Genomic DNA, 16,850 nt, shown 5'->3' on the forward strand with positions numbered 1-16,850 from the left:
TCGGCGCACCCGCACCAGTCAGGTAACGATTTTGTCCAGCGTGCTCTCCCACAACTGGGCGGTCAGCCTGGAATTCTTGGCCAGACGGTTGGCCCTGGCGATCTTGTGCCGCGAATAGTATTCGCCGGGTGTCCAATCCACGCCGGGCTTGCTTGACGCCAGCCAGACCAGCTGCTCGGCACCTTCGTCAGAGCTCGCGGTAAACCGGTCCACGGGTGTGTATTTCCTCATGAACGCGAGGAATCGCGACCCCGACGCCGGGCCGAAGTTGGAATCGACATAACCAGGATGAACCGTCGCAGCCGCGATCCTGTCACCGTAGCGCCGATGCAATTCCTTGGTGAACAAGACGACAGCCAGCTTCGACAGTGCATACGCGGTGCTGGGCCGGCGCCGTGCTGTGTTCTCCAGAGCGTCGACGCCGCCCCGGAAGACCACGAGGTGCGACGAGCTGGTCGTGTTGACGACGGTGGCGCGGGATTCGAGCAGCAGATCCATCAGCTGGGTGGTGAGCAGAAACGGCGCCAGATAGTTGACCTGATATGTGTGTTCGTAACCGTCAGGTGTCAGGTGGATCTTGGTGCCCATACCGCCCGCGTTGTTGAGCAACACATCGATTCGCGGATACTGCGAATTGAGCTTTTGCGCCAGAGCCCGAACCTGCGACAGGTCGGCAAAATCGACCACGAAATGATCGGCGTCCAGTTCCGCGGCCACCGCGGCCGTCTTACTTTCCGACCGGCCGATCACGACGACGTTGTCGCCACGCTGATGTAACCGCCGAGCGGCCGCGGCGCCGATACCGTCACTGGCGCCGGTGATGACAATCGTCTTAGCGGTCATAGCACTGCAGTCCTCCCTCGGGGAGTCTATGGCCTCCGCCACACCGCTCCACGGTATGGGTGCAGGGCGTGCGCTTATGCTCCGATGACGACATGGGCACGCCGCGAAAGGAGCCAGCATGACGAACGCTCAACACAAGCAGATCGCAAAAGATCTGCTGCGCGCGGCAGAGCACGGTGATGCCGCGAAGGTGGAAGCGATGATCAGCGAAGACTTCACCTTCAAGTCGATGCGCCGCGCCACGATCAACCTCCCCACGGGCGAGCCCATGCCGACCGATTTCGACAGAGAGGCATTTCTCAGCTTTGTGGGCAACATCCCAGGCTTCACCAAAGACGGCTTTCACTTCAGTTATGAGCTCGCCGTGAGCGAGGGCGACTACGTCGTGCTCTTCGGCGAGTCGGACGCTACGGCGCTGAGCGGGACGAAGTATGCCAACGTCTATTCCTGGCTGTTCCGGTTCGCTGACGGGAAAGTGACGCATTGGCGAGAGTACTGCGACACCCATCTGATTGCTACTGCACTTTTCGGATAGACAGCCGTTTTCACGCGAACGTGTAGCGCACCGGCAGGTGTTTGAGGCCGCCCACGAACGTCGTCGCAACGAACTGCGGGTCGCCCGTCAGCTCGATGGATTTCAGCCGGGGAAGCAGCTCGGAAAAGAAGCTGTGCACTTCCATGCGGGCCAGCGCGGCGCCCATGCAGAAGTGCACACCGTAGCCGAATGCCAGATGTTTGTTGGGATCGCGCCCGACGTCGAAGCGGAACGGATCCTCGAAGACGTCTTCGTCACGGTTGGCCGAAACATACGACAGCAGCACGGATTGGCCTGCGGCGATGGGTATTCCGCGCACGACGGTGTCCTCGGCTGCGGTGCGCATGAACTGCTTCACCGGGGTGACCCAGCGGATCATCTCCTCGGTAGCCTGCGGCATGAGGCCTGGATCGTCACGCAGACGGGCGAGCTGGTCCGGATTCTCGATCAATGCGTGTAGCCCGCCCGAGATGGTCGCGCTGGTGGTGTCGTGACCGGCGGTGGCCACGATGAGGTAGTAGGACACGGTCTCGATATCGGACAACGGCTCACCGTCGATGCGGGCGTTGGCTATCGCCGACGCAAGGTCCTCGGTCGGGTGCTCGCGGCGCGATGCGGTCACGTCGTTGAAATACTGGAACACGTCAAGCAACACGGGCAGCTGGTCTTGCACGGTGGTTCCGCGTTTGAACTCGGTGTCGTCGCTGCCGAACAACTCTTGGGTAAGCTTGAGCATCCGCGGAAAGTCGTCCTCGGGCAGACCCAGCAGCGACATGATCACGTAGAGTGGGTAATTCACCGCGACCTGTTGAACGAAATCGCATTCGGGGCCGGCGGTCGCCATCTTGTCCACGTAGATCTTTGCCAGCTCGTCGACGCGAACCTTCAACGCCCGCATCGCCTTCGGGCGAAACCAGTCCGCGCCGATTGCGCGCACCACCCGGTGCTGGGGATCGTCGAGGTGGATCAGCGTGCGCACGCCCAACGCGGCCGCCTGCTTGTCCCCCTCGATGGTGGTGAGGACGGGACGCGGCCAGTTCGTGAACAGCATGTTGTCGCGTTCGATATCCATGATGTCGGATTGCTTGGTGATCGCCCAGAACGGCCGGTAGTTCGGCACGTCGACCCACGACACCGGAGCGTTGGCGCGCAGGTGGGTCAGCGCCGCATGCAACCGCGTTTCGTCGGTGTAGGTCAATGGGTCCGCCAACAACTTGGCGGCTTCGTCCACCGTCGGTGCGCTCACTGGCGAAACTCCTTCACTACAGCGGCAATACAGTCCTGCGACGTGCCGTAGAAGATCGGCTGCACCCGGTCGGCCGCGCCCGCGCACCGGCTGCGTAGCGCGGTGGCGACCGAGTCGGCCGGGCCGACCACGGCGAATGCGGCCAGCACGTCATCGTCGATGAGTGCGCCCATGGCGTCCCACTCACCTTGCAGCGAGAGCCGGTGCAATTCATCTTGCAGGCCACCCCAGCCGTGCAACTCGAGCACCCGGCGGTAAGCAGGTGTCGATCCGTAGAAAGCGATCTGCTTGCGGGTGGCGGCGATGGCGCTAGCCAACTCGGCGTCGTTTTCCCCGGTCGCCACCATCACCTCGGCCGACACCTCGAAGTCGTTGCGAGCGCGGCCGGAACGCGCCAGGCCGCGTTCCAGCGCGGGCAGCGTCACCTCATCGAGGTACCGCTTCGAGATCATCGGGTGACCGAGGTGTCCGTCGGCGACTTCGCCGCACATCTCGGTCATCGCCGTACCGACGGCGGCGATGAAGACCTTCGGGGCGGGATATGGTTGCGGCTCTGGGGTGAACATCGGCGTCATGATCTTGTGGGTATAGAACTCGCCCTCGAACCTCAGCTTGGTACCGTCCCGCCACGCGGACCAGATCGCCTGCAGCGCAGCGACGAATTCGCGCATCCGCCGTGCCGGATGGCTCCACGGCATACTGAATCGCTTCTCGATATGCGGCTGAATTTGGGTTCCCAGACCGAGGATGAACCGCCCCTGGGAGTACGTCTGCAGATCCCAGCCGATGTTGGCGACGATCATCGGGTTGCGCGCGAATGCCACCGCGATGTTGGTGCCCAATTCGAGCCGCGAAGTGTGCTCGGCGGCCAGCAGTAACGGCAGAAACGGGTCGTGACTGGTTTCGGCGGTCCAGCCCCCGTCGTAGCCGTGTTCTTCCAGGGCTTTGGCCGCTTCGGTGACCCGGGCCAGTGTGTTGGGGATGTTCCCGTCGATCTTGAGGCCGGACATGGTGCTCATCTGGGGGCGCGCCTGCGCAGCACTACGCACCCATGCACCATGGGGTAAAAGTTACAGTAAGCGATTCGGTAGGGTCAACGTCCGCGCTCGTGTCGTTTGTGTGCGGCCGGTGGTTCGCCGACCGCGCGTAAACGCTACAGTAAGCAATTCAGTATGTAACGACGCCCCCGTGCGAGTGAGGACGGAAGCAGTGACATCTCTGATGGCTGAAGCCAGCAGCTTCATGGCCTTCACTCAGCTCAGATTCTTTTCTGCGGTGCGTCTCCCGACGCTGCACGAAGGACCAGTCCAATCCCAAAGGGAACGCTAGCAGTGAGCAACGACAAACTCCGTCACAGAGCGCCAATTGCCCCGGTTCCCCCAACGGCTCTAGCCGCCGGTCCCTTTGGGACGCTCTGATGGCCAAATTCCCGGATTGGGAGGAGACGCTCTCAGACCTCGCCCTCCGCCGTGAGCACGCGCGGGGCATGGGCGGCCCCGAACGGCTCGACAAGCATCGCGGCAAGGGAAAACTCGACGCTCGCGCGCGCATCGAACGACTCCTCGATCCGGGCACCTTCCGCGAACTGGGCACGCTTGTCGGCGGCGAGATTGCGGCCGACGCGATCGTCACCGGATCCGGCCGTATCAACGGGGTTCCGGTGATGGTGGGCGCCGAGGACTTCACCACGCTGGCCGGCAGCATCGGGCCGGGCGGCAACTCCAAGCGCTACCGCCTCGCGGAGCTCGCGGTCCGTGACCGGGTGCCGCTGATCATGCTGCTCGACGGTGCCGGGTTTCGCCCGACCGGCGGGCATTACGGGCGCACGCCCACTGATCTGCTCGCCCAGACGCAGTGCTCGGGCCGCGTTCCCACGGTCGCCGCGGTGCTCGGACCGTCGGCTGGACACGGCGCCCTGGTGGCGCCGGTGTGCGACTTCCGAATCATGAGCAGCCACGGCGCCATCTTCACCGCCGGGCCGCCCGTGGTGAAAGAGTCCACCGGCGAGGAGATCTCGAAAGAGGATCTCGGCGGACCGGATGTCTCACTCCCCAGCGGGGTGATCCACAATTTCGCCGAGGACGACGAAGCCGTGCTCGACGACATTCGGCGCTATCTGTCGTATTTCCCGCCCAGCGCCTGGTCGTACCCGCCGGAGCGCTCCCCTTCGGCACCAGGGGATGCGACGACCGGCCCGCGGCCGACGCCGGAGTTGCTGGAGATCGTCTCGCGTGACAACCGGCGGGTCTACGACATGCGCCGGGTGCTCGATGTGGTGTTCGACGATCCGGACTGGTTCGAGGTGCAGCCGCGGTTCGGCAGGGCGATCATCTGCGCGCTCGCACATCTCGGCGGGCACCCGGTCGCGGTGGTGGCTAATCAACCGCAGGTGCTGGCCGGGTCCATCGACGCCGACGCCGCCGACAAGGCTGCGCATTTCATCATGGTGGCCGACTCGTTCCACCTTCCGATCGTCTTCCTGGCCGACAACCCTGGGATGCTGCCCGGCAGCCGCTCCGAACGCGAAGGCGTATTGCGCAGCGGCGCAAGGATGTTCGCCGCGCAGACGGCCTCGACGACGATCAAGCTGCATTTGACGCTGCGTAAGGCGTACGGCTTCGGCTCGATGGTCATGTCGTTGCTCGGATTCGACCACCAGTCAGCAACATTCGCGTATCCGGGTGCCACCATGGGAGCCATGAGCGCCGCGGCGCTTACCCGCGCGTCGCACGCGGGCGAAGACCTTTCCGCCAAGCTGCGCAACGCCGAGCTGCAGGCGTCGTTTCGGTCGGCCGAGCATTTGGGTTTCGACGAGCTCATCGACCCTCGCGAAACCCGGGACGCGCTGCTCGCGTCCCTGGAGCGGGGCCTGTCCAGCCGGCAAGCAGTCGCCGAACCGGTGACCCGCACCGTCATCATTCCCTGACGTTTCTCTGCCGAGTAGCGCCTTTCAGTACACGTAGTCCTCGCCGCTTGCGCGTATCGTGACGTCGCTGATGTTGATCCCCCAGGGCTGGTCGATCACGTGCACCACCGCGTTTGCCAAGTCGTCCGGCGTGATAAGCCAGTACTGCATAGAGTCGATGTCCGTCTGCTCGGGTCGAAGAGCATTGTTCTGCAAGTTGCCGACGTTCTCGAAAAACTGCCCGGCCTTCTGCCCGACAATGCCGATGGCCGCCATTTCGTTGACGACGCCGCTGGCGAGATTGGTCCCGAGCACCCCGGTCGGCTTGATCGTGGTCACCTTGATCTTGCCCTGGGCCTCGATCCGCAACGAATCGGAGAGCACATCGACCGCCGCCTTCGTCGCGCTGTAGACGCCCGAGCCTTCGGTCCCGGCGTTGCCGTAGATGGACGAGATGTTGACGACTTGGCCGCGGCCCTGCTGGATCATGGTGTCGTAGACGGCCGAGATGCCGTTCACGACCCCTTTGATATTGATATCGATCGCCTTGTGCCATTTCTCCCAGGCACGTTCGTGGTCGGCGAAGAACGCCAGCGGCATGACGCCTGCGTTGTTCACGATCACGTCGATTGCGCCGTAAGTGTCAACGGCATGTTGGGCGGCCGCCTTGAGCTGGGCCATGTCCGTGACGTCTGCGGCATGGGCGCTGCCTGCCAACCCGGCGGCGCGCATGCCCTCGAAGACCTCGTTGAGGCTGTCGGCGTTGACGTCCACGCCGACCACCTTCGCCCCACCGGCAGCGCACTTCTCCGAGATCAGTTGCCGAAGCCGCTGGCTGCGCCGGTCACGATAATGACCTTGCCGGTCAAGTACTGCGACATAACCGCTCCTGTCTTCGCCTTCACACCACTATGTCGAGAAACCTTGCGCCATAGCGGATATCGCCGCTGATAGTCACGTCCCTGGTCCGCCACTCGGCCCGTCCGGTTGAATGGCGAGCAGACGCAAAAGTACCCTGTTTCGTGGCGAAATGGGTGCTTTTGCGTCTGCTCGCCAAGCTCGGCCGCACCTGTCATCGCATGACGTAGGCGAACTGGGAATGGGGATACACGCCATGAAGGTCACGGTATGACGGCGGTTGTCGCAACCCTTCATCTTTGATCCCATACTTGACGGCCAGCTCGGCAGCGATGAGCGTCTGACCGCTCAAGCCATCGAGGTTCGGGTCGTCGTAGAGGCGCGAAATGACATGGCCGGTGAACTCCGGAGTCTCGGCAGTGTCGAAAATGTGGCCCAGTTTCTCCGGATTCCGTGCCACGATGTCGCGCACGCGCTGAGTTAACAATGACCCCATCCATATCGAAACCGCAGCGATGCCAGTGCCTTTGAAGTCAATCGCCATGTCCGCCGCCATCTTGTCGGTGCCTGCTTTCGGAACACCGTATGCCGGTCCAAACGCGTAGTGCACCGCTCCCGACGATGACGTGAAGACGACCAACCCTCTGCGCTGCGGCAACATCAACGGCACCGCGAACGTTGTGGCAACGTAGCTGCTGCGCAGGCCCACAGTAAGGGTGTCGATCACGTTTAGGGGTTCCTCCCAAAACTTCGTTCGGCCCATCATCTCGTTGCGGATGATTGCCGCGTTGTTGACCAGCACGTCAATCTTTCCGTACTCGCTGCCGATGCGCTCAAAGAGATCCCTCACCTGGTCGTCGTCGGCATGATCGACCCTTACCGCAATGCCCCTGCCACCCAGTGCATCGACCTGATCGGCCGTCTCATAGATCGTGCCGGGAAGTTGGGATTCACCCGCCTTCTCGGTGCGGCCGGTGACATAGACCGTGTAGCCGTGGGCGCCGAGCGCCCGTGCTATGCCTGCGCCCGCTCCTCGACTGGCGCCGGTGACCACGGCGACCCTGCTCGTATTCGGCATCAATGGCCTACTTCCTCTACAGAACTGCTCCGCCATTCACTCCGATGACCTGTCCGGTGACATAACCCGATGACTCCGAGCACAAAAAAGCGCACAACGCGGCGACGTCCTCGCCCGTGCCGATTCGTCCTGCTGGAATGGCCTTCGCCAGTACTTCCGCCGACGGCAGCTTCTTGGCGGATTGCTGCTCCCGCAGCATCGGAGAGTCGATGACGAACGGCGGAATGGTGTTGATGGTGATTCCCCGCGATGCGTACTCTTGTGCCACCGCCTTGGTGAGCGCGATAACGCCACCTTTAGAGGCGGAGTAATGGCCCTGGCCGACCGCTCCTTTCTGACCGGCCGCTGACGAGATAGTCACGATCCGGCCCCATTTCGCCGACGTCATGTCCGGCAACGCTGCCTGTAGGCACAGAAACGTACCCGTCAAGTTCACCGCGAGGTAGCGATTCCACTCCTCGAGCGTGATCCGATGGAAGGGTGTGAAGCTCGCGATCGCAGCGCTCGTCACCAGAATCTCGGTCGGGCCCAACGTATCTCGTACTACTTTGAACGCCCTGGCAACGGCGTCCGGATCGGAAACGTCGACCTGTACACCCAGCGCGTCGCGGCCGTCGACGCGTAGCTGGCCGACTACTTTGTCCGCCGCTTCGCCATTGCAGTCCAAGACGGCAACTCGACGCCCATCTTGAGCAAGATGGGCCGCGATTGCTTGCCCCACGCCGGATCCACCGCCGGTGACCACCGCTACCCGACTCGTCATACTCACGGATACCCTTCCTGCTATACGGCCGTACTGCATCGTCCCTGTACGACTGTACAGCAAAGTTGAGCTCAGCGGTAACCGCTCGGGCGCCGAGAGCCGGCCCGACCGGAGGAAGTCATCGCGCTGACCGACGCGGCTGCGGCCGCTGCCTCCGCGTGCCGCGTGTGGAGCGCGTCTCAAAGGAGCCCAGATGCTTTTCGATGGCTTTGATCACTTCGCCGTGCGCGGCATCGACGCCGACGCCCTCCTCGAGATTGAGGAATTTCGGTATACCCGTCACGAGAAGCGCGACTGCGCTCAGTGACAAACCGTTCAGGCGTGCGCCCTTGCCGAATTTTCTTGCAAGCGCGTCAACTTCGATCGCACGTATTTGATCGGTGACATCGGCGATGGCGGACTGAATCGACTTCCGGTGGTTACCCAAAGCCAGGAACTCGGTCATGAGGGCGCCGGTCGCCTCGTCCCAGCTGAAGTCCCACAACGCATGCAACGGATCGTCGGAACGGGCTTCGAGTGCCTTGGCCAACACCGCGAGGTTCCGTTGCGAGTACCGCTGGATGGAGGCTAGGAAGATGTCGTCAAGCGACGGGAAGTAATACTGCACCAAACTCGGTGTAACCCCGGCTTTGGCCGCCAACGCCCGATAGCTCACGCTGGGATAGCCCTCCTCCAGCATCATCTTCTCGACGCAATCGAGAAGCACATCGCGTGTAAGGGATGTTTCTGCGCCAACGCGTCTGGGTGCTGATGCCATGGTCCCCTCACTGGTCCGGTTGAAACCATTCTCACATTCGCCATATGCTGTACACACGTATAGTGTCATACTTGTGCGTCGTTGCCTTGTTTCGCCAGACGTGGCGCACCGATGATCAGGAGCCTCATGACCGCCGACACCGACCTCACTCTGCTGCGCCGCGACGTCCAATACCTACTCGATCGGACGGCAATCCTCGACTGCATTGCGCGCCACGCGCGGGGCTGCGACCGCCATGACGTGGACCTCATCAGGTCGGCCTACCACAATGACGGTATAGACGAGCATGGCTTTGCCGTCAACTCGGGGCCAGATTATGGGAAGTGGGCCAACAAGACTCACGCCCAGACTTCCCGCGTGCATACCCACAACATCACGACGCACTGCTGCGAAATCGAGGGCGACACAGCCCATGCCGAGAGTTATGCCATCGTCGTGCTCATCGGGTCCGACGAGAGCACCGCGCAGTTCATTACCGGACGCTACTTGGATCGGCTGGAACGGCGAGATGGTCAGTGGCGCATCGTGGTCCGTCGCTCGACCGTCGAGGGCATGTTCCTAGCCGATGCCGGTGTGTTGCAGTCCAGCTATTTCAAGGAGCAGGGTTACGTCGTCGGTACTCGTGACCGGCACGACTTGTCCTACGTACGACCATTGACAATTGATGCGGCGGCCCCGAACCGCTGGTAGATGGCGACACGATGTGACGGCCGGTCGTCAGACGCCCGCCGGGCCAGGAGCGCCGTGCATATACAGTGTCTGTCCGGAACAAAAGCTCGAAGCATCGGAGGCGAAAAATAGTACCCCGTAGCCAATTTCGTCGGGCTCACCAAGGCGTCCCACGCCGTTGGTCATGGCGACCGCCTCAGGGTCGACGCCATGGCGGGCAGCATCGTCCATCAGAGTGGCGGCTCGTACAGCTCCTACAGCGATCGCATTGACGCGGATGCCCCTGCGTCCCCACGCGGCCGCCATCGACCCGGTCAGGTTGTTGACCGCGGCCTTGGCCGCGGCATAGGGCGCGGCCTGCGGCATCGCCAGCAGGCTCGCTCCAGACGAGATGTTGACGATGGCACCCCTGCCCTGCTCAAGCATCGGCTTCACCGCTGCACGCGAGAGATGCCAGACGGCACCGAAATTCAGGGCCAGTGTGCGCTCAAAGTCATCGTCGGCCCACTTCGATATCGACTTTGTTTCCGCACCGCCTGCGCAGTTCACAAGAATGTCAATCCGGCCGAACTCCTGCAGCGTTGCGTCGATGAGCTTCTGGCACTCCTTAGCACAGGTGACGTCTGTGGATACCGCTAGCGCCCGTCGTCCGAGCGCGTGGGCCTCCTCCGCAGTGGATTCAAGAGGGTCGGGACGTCGACCCCCGAGCACCACATCGGCTCCGTACTCGGCAAGCACCAATGCTGAGCCTCGACCAATCCCAGTGCCACCACCCGTGATCACAGCCACTCGCCCTTCGAGAGAGAACCGATCGCTCACTGACTATTCCTCCGTTCACGGCACGCCTGTACGATCGTACAGCAAATGCTGTATGGTCGTACGTAACGCACGAGGAGGGACGTTGAGGCAGGATCTGTATTACGACCCCTGGGATGTGAAAATTGATCTCGACCCCTACCCGGTCTACCGACGACTACGCGACGAGGCCCCCCTCTACTACAACGAACGCCATGACTTCTGGGCAGTGAGCCGGTACGCGGACGTCCAGACCGCCCTCAAAGATCCAAACAGACTGAGCTCTGCTAAGGGCGACATCCTGGAGGTGGTAAAGACCGATCCGGCGATGCCGCCGGGAGTATTCATCAATGAAGACCCGCCAGTACACACGATTCATCGCGCATTGGTGTCGCGGGCCTTCATGCCGAAGAAGATGCGGGCATTAGAAAAGAAGGTGCGCGCCCTTTGCATAGCCTGCCTCGATTCCCTGGCCGATGCAGATAGCTTCGACTTCGTACTGGACTTGGGCCGCGAACTACCGATGCGCACCATCGGCATGCTCGCCGGAATCCCGGACGCCGATCAACCTTCGGTGCGCACCCGGGCGCACCGCGTCCTGCAAAACGAGCCAGGTAAACCTCTGCCGGTGGATAAGAACCACTACTTCGACGGTGACATGTTCGCCGACTACGTTGCTTGGCGCGAGGAGAATCCGTCTGACGACCTGATCACCGAACTGCTCAACGTCGAATTCGAGGACGAAACCGGCACAAGGCGCCACCTGACCAAACAGGAACTGTTGATCTTCTTGGCCGTCATCGCAGGCGCAGGAGTCGAAACCACGGGCCGACTATTCGGCTGGATGGGTAAGGTCTTGGCCGAGCACCCCGATCAGCGCAAGGAACTCGTCGACGATCACTCCCTCATTCCGGTTGCGATCGAAGAGCTTCTCCGATTCGAACCGCCCGGGCCACATGTCGCTCGATACGTCGCAGCCGAAGATGTCCAGTTCCAGGGTCAGACCCTACCGGCCGGCGGCGCATTGCTCGTCATGCTGGCCTCAGCCAATCGGGACGAACGCCATTTCCAGGAGCCCGATCGGTTTGACATTCGTCGCAAACCTGGCGGACATCTGACCTTCGGTCGCGGAGCCCACTTCTGCATCGGCGCTCCGCTGGCCCGACTAGAGGGTCGGGTGGCGCTCGAAGAGATCCTCAAGCGATTCCCGGAGTGGCAGGTAGATCTCAACGGTGCCCGGCGGTCACGCACATCCACCGTGCGCGGGTGGGACAGCATGCCCGCGAAAGTCGGCTCACAGTAACGAGGCTCGCGAGCAGACTGCACATCAAGTCCGAACCGCCCGCGAGGGTGCGTGGTTGTACACGACACGCCGTGGTGGCGCTGCATTTTGCGCACGCTCGCGGCGTCAGTCGGCGCCACGGTACGCCGCGACGATCGGCTCGAGTTCATCCGGTGTCGCGCCATGCATGATCACCGCGTCGGCGCCGTAGTCGAACTCGCGCCGGATGCGTTCGACGCACTGCTGAGCCGATCCGGTCGCCGACGGCTCGAGCCACTCGTCGGGAATCAGGGTCGCGATGTGCTCGATCTGCTCAGGCGTGGCCTTGTGATCGATCCCACCGGGGATCGACGTCACCACTGGGTCTTCCCGGAACCGTTGCAGGACAGTGGGATCCCAACTATTGGTGTGCACCATCAAATCGCCGTACCCCTGCAGATAGGTGGCCAGCCGCGCGACGGTCTTCTTCAGTCGCAACTGCTCCGGAAGATGATCGCCGACGGTAGCGAAGCAGGACCACACCCGCACGCTGTCCGGATCGCGGCCGGCCTTCTCCGCGGCCGACTTGACGGTTTCCACGCAGCGCCGCAAGGTATCCGGCGTGAAGTAGGTGTGCAGGATCACGTCGTCGAACACCCGGCCGCCGAGTGCCAGCGTGTTCGGCCCGAAGGCCACCAGCGCCAACCGAATATCTTCGTCGAAATCCCGATCTAGAAACAAGACCGGGTATTTACCCATCGGGCCGTCGTGATTGAAGATCACCTCGCCGTGCCAGAGACGGCGCATGACCTGGGCCCAATCCTCCATCTGCGCGGTCGTTACCGCCGGTATGCCGAATGCCCCGTAAACCGCTGCGATGCCCCGGCCGATGCCCAACGTGAACCGGCCGCCGGAGAGCCGGTGCATCGTGGTCGCCCACGATCCGATGATCAATGGATGGCGGGTGTTGTGATTGGTTGCGGCAGTGGCGATTTGCATGCGGCTGGTGACCGCGCAGGCGGCGCCGACAAGGGAGGATGCTTCCTTGACATTCCACCGTTCGGAGATGAACGCGGTGCCGAAGCCCAGCTCCTCACCACGACGAGCCTCGTCCATCAACGTCGCGGGGCCTTCCCCGCCGGCGCCGGCCAGCAGGTAGTAGCCCAGCTCGTCGAGTGTGCGATCGCTCAATTCCAAACTCCTTGCTTGTAGCCGCAATTCCAGACCTCGGTGATCTTGCCCTCCACCACCCGGAACACCTCGATGCTGGCGACATTGGTCTTCGTGCCGTCGCTGGCGGTCATGGTCGAGTCATAGACGATCGCGACGTGCTCGCCGTCGTCACCGTCGATCACGATGTTCAGGTCGAAGCGAAGCGAGTCGAAGAGGTCCCACACGTCCGCCACCCGTTGGACCGCCTGGGCATGGGTCAACGTGTGCGCCTCGCCGACCTCGTGGCGGATGACGGTGTCGGCGAACAACTCCCGGGCCAGATCCAGATTGCGTTCATTCCACACCACCAGGTTGTACAGTTCGACCACTTCGCGCGCTGTCCACGTCGCTGTCATGACACCTTTACCTCCTCAGCGACCCGACGCAGAAACCGCTCGGTGACCTTCAGCACGCGCCGGGAGAACACGTGACCGACATGGCCTCCGTCATACCAGTACAGCTCGCCGCCGATGCGCTCGTGCAGCGCGATCGCCGGTTCGCGCATCGCCATCCGGTCATGCCAGGCCCCGACGATCAGTCGACGACTTGGCGGCGGCGCCGGATCCACCTGAAGCGGATCGATCACCGAAGTCAGCTTCGAGACCGCGGCCGACTCGAGCAGCTCCCGGTACCCATCGCGAGACGCCCCCCAGCGGCCCAGGTGTCGCGCGATCATCGCATTGAGCCCGAGGATTGGCGTATACAGGGCAACGGCGTCGACCTCGCGCTCCAAGTGCGACACCAGCGCGGCCACCGGCGTGCCCATCGAAATACCGGCTACCACAACGGCAGTCGCCTGCGGTCGTACCCATCGCACGACGGCGCGCACCTCGGACACCGCCCGCATCATGCCCGCGACATTGCCCAGCGGATCCATATCCGGATAGCGCGGCCACTGGCCGCGCCGGCTGCCGTGGCCCGGCTGGATGGGCAGCGCGACGTTGAATCCCAGACCGTGATGGAGGCGTCCGATTCGACTGAGCAGCAGGTCTTCTGGACCGCCCTGACCGGCACCGTGCACCCATACCAGCCATGGTCGCGGGCCGTCGAGGTGCCGGCACAGGTGTACCACCGCCCGCGCCGGTCCACCAAGGCGTTCGGCTTCCAGCGTCTGGGGCAGTGCCGGGTCATGCTCGAAAGTCATCCGTTCGTACGCCAGACCGCCCACGCGCCGCCGTCGCACCGAGCGCACCCGCAACGGCGCCGGATCACGATGTGCGCCGTCGATGCCCAGCGCCGCCAACTCGTCGGCCGCCCCCGTGCACTCATGTAGCGGCCGCAACGCGACAGGGCGCCCGCCCAGCACCGAAAAGCCGCTCAGGACAAGCTCATCCAGCATTACTTCGCCGAACTGGCGCACTCCGCGTGGGGACGCCGCGACCCATCCGGTTGATTCGTTGAGACCGGCCAGCGTGCGCGGCACCACTCGGGTCATCTCGCGGCCCAGATCACGCGCGATGCCCGGACCTCTGGTTATCCACGACATTCCTGCTCTCCTATGCCAACGTGAATCCGGTGTAGCCCACCCTCTCCGACGGTTCGGACCGGTGCGTCTCCCGCCGCCCGGCTGCCGGCAGCCGCACGTGTTCCCCGGTCATCAAGCTCCTTGCGGTAAGGTGGACGTCCAGCTGAAATCTATACTGTAACGGATTTAGTATCAGCCTGACGATGGAGGCGGAGCTGTGAAAGTCCCGTTCACCTGGAAGGTCACCGGGTGGTTCATGGTCGGGTGGTCGCCCGAGTTTCCGGTCGGCGAGGTGCGGCCGCTGCGGTACTTCGGCGAAGATCTGGTCGCCTACCGGGACGACTCCGGTGAACTGCACGTACTGGAAGCACACTGCAAACACCTCGGCGCGCACATCGGCCAGGGCGGCAGGGTCGTCGGCGACTGCGTCCAGTGCCCCTTCCACGGGTGGCGATGGGGCCCCGACGGCACCAACCGATACATTCCCTACCAACCGGACCGGCCCAACCGCGCGCTGACCCTGCGGGTGTTCCCGGTCCGAGAGCAATACGACTGCGTATTCGTCTGGCATCATCCCGACGGCAAGGAACCGCAGTGGCAGATGCCGGACATCTTCCGCAAATTCCCGCAGTTCGAGACCGACCCGGCGGCGTACTACCGGGCATATCCGGAATTCTCCCGGCGAGCGGAGCGCGAGCCGGTGCATCCACAGATCGTCGCGGAGAACGCTCCCGACAGCGCACATTTCGAGTACGTTCACCACGCCACCGTGACGCCCAGAGTGCTGGACTGGAAGATCGTCGACCACGAATGGCAATTCGTCGCGGGGTGGCCCGACGCGCATAGCGACGACCCCGACGATCTCGCGTTGCGATTCCACAGCCATTTATTCGGTCTCGGCGGAGCGATCAGCGTCTTCGAAGGCGCGCAGAATCATCGGCTGATTTTCACGTGCACACCGGTCGACGATGAGTGCTCGGACCTGTTTTATTCGATCTGGTGGCCGCGAACCCCCGGCGACACCGCCGCGGTGCCCGACGGCAAGCTACGCGAACTGATCGAACAGCAATTTCTGTCCACCGTCTTCGACGATCTGCAAATCTGGCGTTACCAGAAGTACGTGGAGCGTCCGCCGCTGTCCAAGGTCGACGCGAAAGGCTATATGGCGCTGCGTAAGTGGGCGACGCAGTTCTACGATGTGCCGCCCGCGGCCGCCACATCATGAGCGCGCGACTTGCCGAACTCGCGGCACCCGAACACACCGCCGTCGTCACCCAGGAATGCCAGGGCGCGGTCATCGGCCCGAATGCCGGGCTGGCGCTGCTGGCCGAGGAAGCCCGCCGCGTCGCCCTGCCCAACATCGTGCGGCTACTGCCGGCGGCGCGGGCGGCAGGGGTGCATATCGTGCACTGCTTGGTGCAGCGCCGGCCCGACGGGCTCGGATCGAACCACAACGCCAAAATTTTCGCGATCGGAGACGGCGTCGATATCGCGCCGGGCACGCCCGGAGCTGATCTACTGCCCGAATTGGGGCCTGCACCAACCGATCTGGTCCTGAGGAGATGGCACGGAATCGGGCCGATGGGCGGTACCGATTTGGATGCGGTGCTGCGGAACCTAGGAGTGTCCACCGTTGTCGTGGTGGGTGTCTCGCTCAACATCGCGATCCCCAATGTCGTGATGGACGCGGTCAACGCCGCGTATCGCGTGATCGTGCCGCGTGATGTCGTCGCAGGCGTACCGGCCGAGTACGGTGCTGCGGTGGTCGCAAATTCGCTGTCGCTGCTGGCCACGATCACCACAACCGACGATCTGCTCCAGGCTTGGAAGGCGTTATGACCGACACAGCACCGGAAACGCGTGGTGGGTTTCCGCAGATCAGGCCGGTCGACGAAGCTCCTGCCGAGCTGGGCCGGTTCGTCGCCGCCATGCGCCGCCTGCAGGATCTGACCGTCTCCACCAACCCGGACAGTTCGGTGTGGGCCACGGCGGCCCGGCAGGTCGAGAATGCCTGCGCGTTGCTGGACGGCCATCAGGTCCCGGAAACGCATGCGCCGGCCGGCCGTGTGCTCGAGCTGCCCGGGCTGGCCCATCCCCTACTGCCGCCGTGGACCCTCACCCAAGCCGGTCCCGACGGCGTGAGGATGCAGGGCCAGTTCACCCGTTCTCACGTGGGCGGCAACCAGGCCGTGCACGGCGGCATGATCCCGCTGTTCTACGACTGGCTGTTCGGCATGGTCGTCTCCAGCGCGGATTGCCCGCCGACCCGCACCGGGTTCCTGCACGTCGACTATCGCAGCATCACACCGATCGATGAGCCGCTGACCGCCCAGGGGCGCATCACCGAGGTCGACGGCAGGAAGATCTTCATCGGCGCGAACATGACCTCGGCCGACGGAACCTTGCTCACCGAAGCCCACGGCCTGATGGTCCGCCTACTACCCCACCAACCGTAATGTGACG

17 protein-coding genes and 1 pseudogene are annotated in these 16,850 nt (G+C 63.3%); 7 read left to right on the forward strand and 11 right to left on the reverse strand.

Annotation, left to right across the window (positions count from 1 at the left end; genetic code table 11):
* Positions 1-18: 18 nt before the first annotated feature.
* The gene (locus A9W99_RS22115) at positions 19-843 is read right to left on the reverse strand and encodes an SDR family NAD(P)-dependent oxidoreductase (RefSeq protein ID WP_067383244.1); all 825 of its coding nucleotides are present in this window, start codon (positions 841-843) and stop codon (positions 19-21) included.
* 118 nt (positions 844-961) lie between these two features.
* On the opposite strand from A9W99_RS22115, the gene A9W99_RS22120 reads away from it, so the two are divergent.
* Positions 962-1,378: a nuclear transport factor 2 family protein gene (locus A9W99_RS22120; protein WP_067383247.1), complete on the forward strand. Its 417-nt coding sequence runs from the start codon at positions 962-964 to the stop codon at positions 1,376-1,378.
* A 10-nt stretch (positions 1,379-1,388) separates the two neighbouring features.
* Here the strand turns inward: A9W99_RS22120 and A9W99_RS22125 are convergent, their stop codons facing one another.
* On the reverse strand, positions 1,389-2,609 hold the full coding sequence (locus tag A9W99_RS22125; protein WP_067383750.1) for a cytochrome P450: 1,221 nt from the start codon (positions 2,607-2,609) through the stop codon (positions 1,389-1,391).
* 11 nt (positions 2,610-2,620) lie between these two features.
* Positions 2,621-3,643: an LLM class F420-dependent oxidoreductase gene (locus A9W99_RS22130; RefSeq protein ID WP_067383251.1), complete on the reverse strand. Its 1,023-nt coding sequence runs from the start codon at positions 3,641-3,643 to the stop codon at positions 2,621-2,623.
* Between the two features lie 398 nt (positions 3,644-4,041).
* On the opposite strand from A9W99_RS22130, the gene A9W99_RS22135 reads away from it, so the two are divergent.
* The gene (locus A9W99_RS22135; protein ID WP_067383254.1) at positions 4,042-5,550 is read left to right on the forward strand and encodes an acyl-CoA carboxylase subunit beta; all 1,509 of its coding nucleotides are present in this window, start codon (positions 4,042-4,044) and stop codon (positions 5,548-5,550) included.
* Positions 5,551-5,574: 24 nt separating this feature from the next.
* Here the strand turns inward: A9W99_RS22135 and A9W99_RS22140 are convergent.
* The 4 genes and pseudogenes from A9W99_RS22140 to A9W99_RS22155 form a co-directional block, all read right to left on the reverse strand.
* Positions 5,575-6,410: pseudogene (locus A9W99_RS22140) on the reverse strand (SDR family oxidoreductase).
* 191 nt (positions 6,411-6,601) lie between these two features.
* Positions 6,602-7,465, reverse strand: coding sequence for an SDR family NAD(P)-dependent oxidoreductase (locus A9W99_RS22145; RefSeq protein WP_067383258.1), 864 nt, complete (start codon positions 7,463-7,465; stop codon positions 6,602-6,604).
* Between the two features lie 16 nt (positions 7,466-7,481).
* A complete protein-coding gene (locus A9W99_RS22150; RefSeq protein WP_067383260.1) occupies positions 7,482-8,228 on the reverse strand; it encodes an SDR family NAD(P)-dependent oxidoreductase in 747 nt (248 codons plus the stop codon).
* A 118-nt stretch (positions 8,229-8,346) separates the two neighbouring features.
* Complete coding sequence (locus A9W99_RS22155; RefSeq protein ID WP_067383264.1) at positions 8,347-8,985, reverse strand: TetR/AcrR family transcriptional regulator; 639 nt, start codon at positions 8,983-8,985, stop codon at positions 8,347-8,349.
* A 126-nt stretch (positions 8,986-9,111) separates the two neighbouring features.
* Between A9W99_RS22155 and A9W99_RS22160 the strand changes: the two genes are divergently transcribed.
* Entirely contained in the window at positions 9,112-9,675 is a 564-nt protein-coding gene (locus tag A9W99_RS22160) for a nuclear transport factor 2 family protein (protein WP_067383267.1), read from the forward strand.
* A gap of 27 nt (positions 9,676-9,702) precedes the next feature.
* Here the strand turns inward: A9W99_RS22160 and A9W99_RS22165 are convergent, their stop codons facing one another.
* Positions 9,703-10,473 (reverse strand): SDR family NAD(P)-dependent oxidoreductase, encoded by a 771-nt coding sequence (locus A9W99_RS22165; RefSeq protein ID WP_067383271.1) that lies wholly within the window; start codon positions 10,471-10,473, stop codon positions 9,703-9,705.
* A gap of 82 nt (positions 10,474-10,555) precedes the next feature.
* Between A9W99_RS22165 and A9W99_RS22170 the strand changes: the two genes are divergently transcribed.
* Entirely contained in the window at positions 10,556-11,752 is a 1,197-nt protein-coding gene (locus A9W99_RS22170; protein WP_253870233.1) for a cytochrome P450, read from the forward strand.
* A gap of 105 nt (positions 11,753-11,857) precedes the next feature.
* On the opposite strand, the gene A9W99_RS22175 is transcribed toward A9W99_RS22170, so the two are convergent.
* From A9W99_RS22175 to A9W99_RS22185, 3 genes are read right to left on the reverse strand one after another with little or no spacing between them, the layout of a single operon-like run.
* Entirely contained in the window at positions 11,858-12,901 is a 1,044-nt protein-coding gene (locus tag A9W99_RS22175) for a TIGR03857 family LLM class F420-dependent oxidoreductase (protein ID WP_067383276.1), read from the reverse strand.
* A complete protein-coding gene (locus A9W99_RS22180; protein ID WP_067383280.1) occupies positions 12,898-13,278 on the reverse strand; it encodes a nuclear transport factor 2 family protein in 381 nt (126 codons plus the stop codon). Before A9W99_RS22180 ends, A9W99_RS22175 begins: the two co-directional genes overlap by 4 nt.
* Positions 13,275-14,408: a PHB depolymerase family esterase gene (locus tag A9W99_RS22185; protein ID WP_067383283.1), complete on the reverse strand. Its 1,134-nt coding sequence runs from the start codon at positions 14,406-14,408 to the stop codon at positions 13,275-13,277. Before A9W99_RS22185 ends, A9W99_RS22180 begins: the two co-directional genes overlap by 4 nt.
* 196 nt (positions 14,409-14,604) lie before the next feature.
* On the opposite strand from A9W99_RS22185, the gene A9W99_RS22190 reads away from it, so the two are divergent.
* The 3 genes from A9W99_RS22190 to A9W99_RS22200 are packed head-to-tail and all read left to right on the forward strand — an operon-like array spanning position 14,605 to position 16,843.
* Positions 14,605-15,612 (forward strand): Rieske 2Fe-2S domain-containing protein, encoded by a 1,008-nt coding sequence (locus A9W99_RS22190; RefSeq protein ID WP_067383286.1) that lies wholly within the window; start codon positions 14,605-14,607, stop codon positions 15,610-15,612.
* Positions 15,609-16,226: an isochorismatase family protein gene (locus tag A9W99_RS22195; RefSeq protein WP_067383288.1), complete on the forward strand. Its 618-nt coding sequence runs from the start codon at positions 15,609-15,611 to the stop codon at positions 16,224-16,226. Before A9W99_RS22190 ends, A9W99_RS22195 begins: the two co-directional genes overlap by 4 nt.
* Positions 16,223-16,843, forward strand: a complete 621-nt coding sequence (locus A9W99_RS22200; RefSeq protein WP_067383291.1) for a PaaI family thioesterase — start codon at positions 16,223-16,225, stop codon at positions 16,841-16,843. The genes A9W99_RS22195 and A9W99_RS22200 overlap by 4 nt, the downstream gene beginning before the upstream one ends.
* The last annotated feature ends 7 nt before the right edge of the window (positions 16,844-16,850 follow it).

Source organism: Mycobacterium sp. 1164966.3 (assembly GCF_001665395.1).
GTDB lineage: Bacteria > Actinomycetota > Actinomycetes > Mycobacteriales > Mycobacteriaceae > Mycobacterium.

Bases quoted from the DNA above. Each gene is read 5' to 3' on its own strand.
- A9W99_RS22135 (WP_067383254.1), top strand. From the start codon at position 4,042: ATGGCCAAATTCCCGGATTGGGAGGAGACGCTCTCAGACCTCGCCCTC.
- A9W99_RS22120 (WP_067383247.1), top strand. From the start codon at position 962: ATGACGAACGCTCAACACAAGCAGATCGCAAAAGATCTGCTGCGCGCG.
- A9W99_RS22195 (WP_067383288.1), top strand. From the start codon at position 15,609: ATGAGCGCGCGACTTGCCGAACTCGCGGCACCCGAACACACCGCCGTC.
- A9W99_RS22155 (WP_067383264.1), bottom strand. From the start codon at position 8,985: ATGGCATCAGCACCCAGACGCGTTGGCGCAGAAACATCCCTTACACGC.
- A9W99_RS22130 (WP_067383251.1), bottom strand. From the start codon at position 3,643: ATGAGCACCATGTCCGGCCTCAAGATCGACGGGAACATCCCCAACACA.
- A9W99_RS22180 (WP_067383280.1), bottom strand. From the start codon at position 13,278: ATGACAGCGACGTGGACAGCGCGCGAAGTGGTCGAACTGTACAACCTG.
- A9W99_RS22200 (WP_067383291.1), top strand. From the start codon at position 16,223: ATGACCGACACAGCACCGGAAACGCGTGGTGGGTTTCCGCAGATCAGG.
- A9W99_RS22185 (WP_067383283.1), bottom strand. From the start codon at position 14,408: ATGTCGTGGATAACCAGAGGTCCGGGCATCGCGCGTGATCTGGGCCGC.
- A9W99_RS22145 (WP_067383258.1), bottom strand. From the start codon at position 7,465: ATGCCGAATACGAGCAGGGTCGCCGTGGTCACCGGCGCCAGTCGAGGA.
- A9W99_RS22115 (WP_067383244.1), bottom strand. From the start codon at position 843: ATGACCGCTAAGACGATTGTCATCACCGGCGCCAGTGACGGTATCGGC.
- A9W99_RS22150 (WP_067383260.1), bottom strand. From the start codon at position 8,228: ATGACGAGTCGGGTAGCGGTGGTCACCGGCGGTGGATCCGGCGTGGGG.
- A9W99_RS22160 (WP_067383267.1), top strand. From the start codon at position 9,112: ATGACCGCCGACACCGACCTCACTCTGCTGCGCCGCGACGTCCAATAC.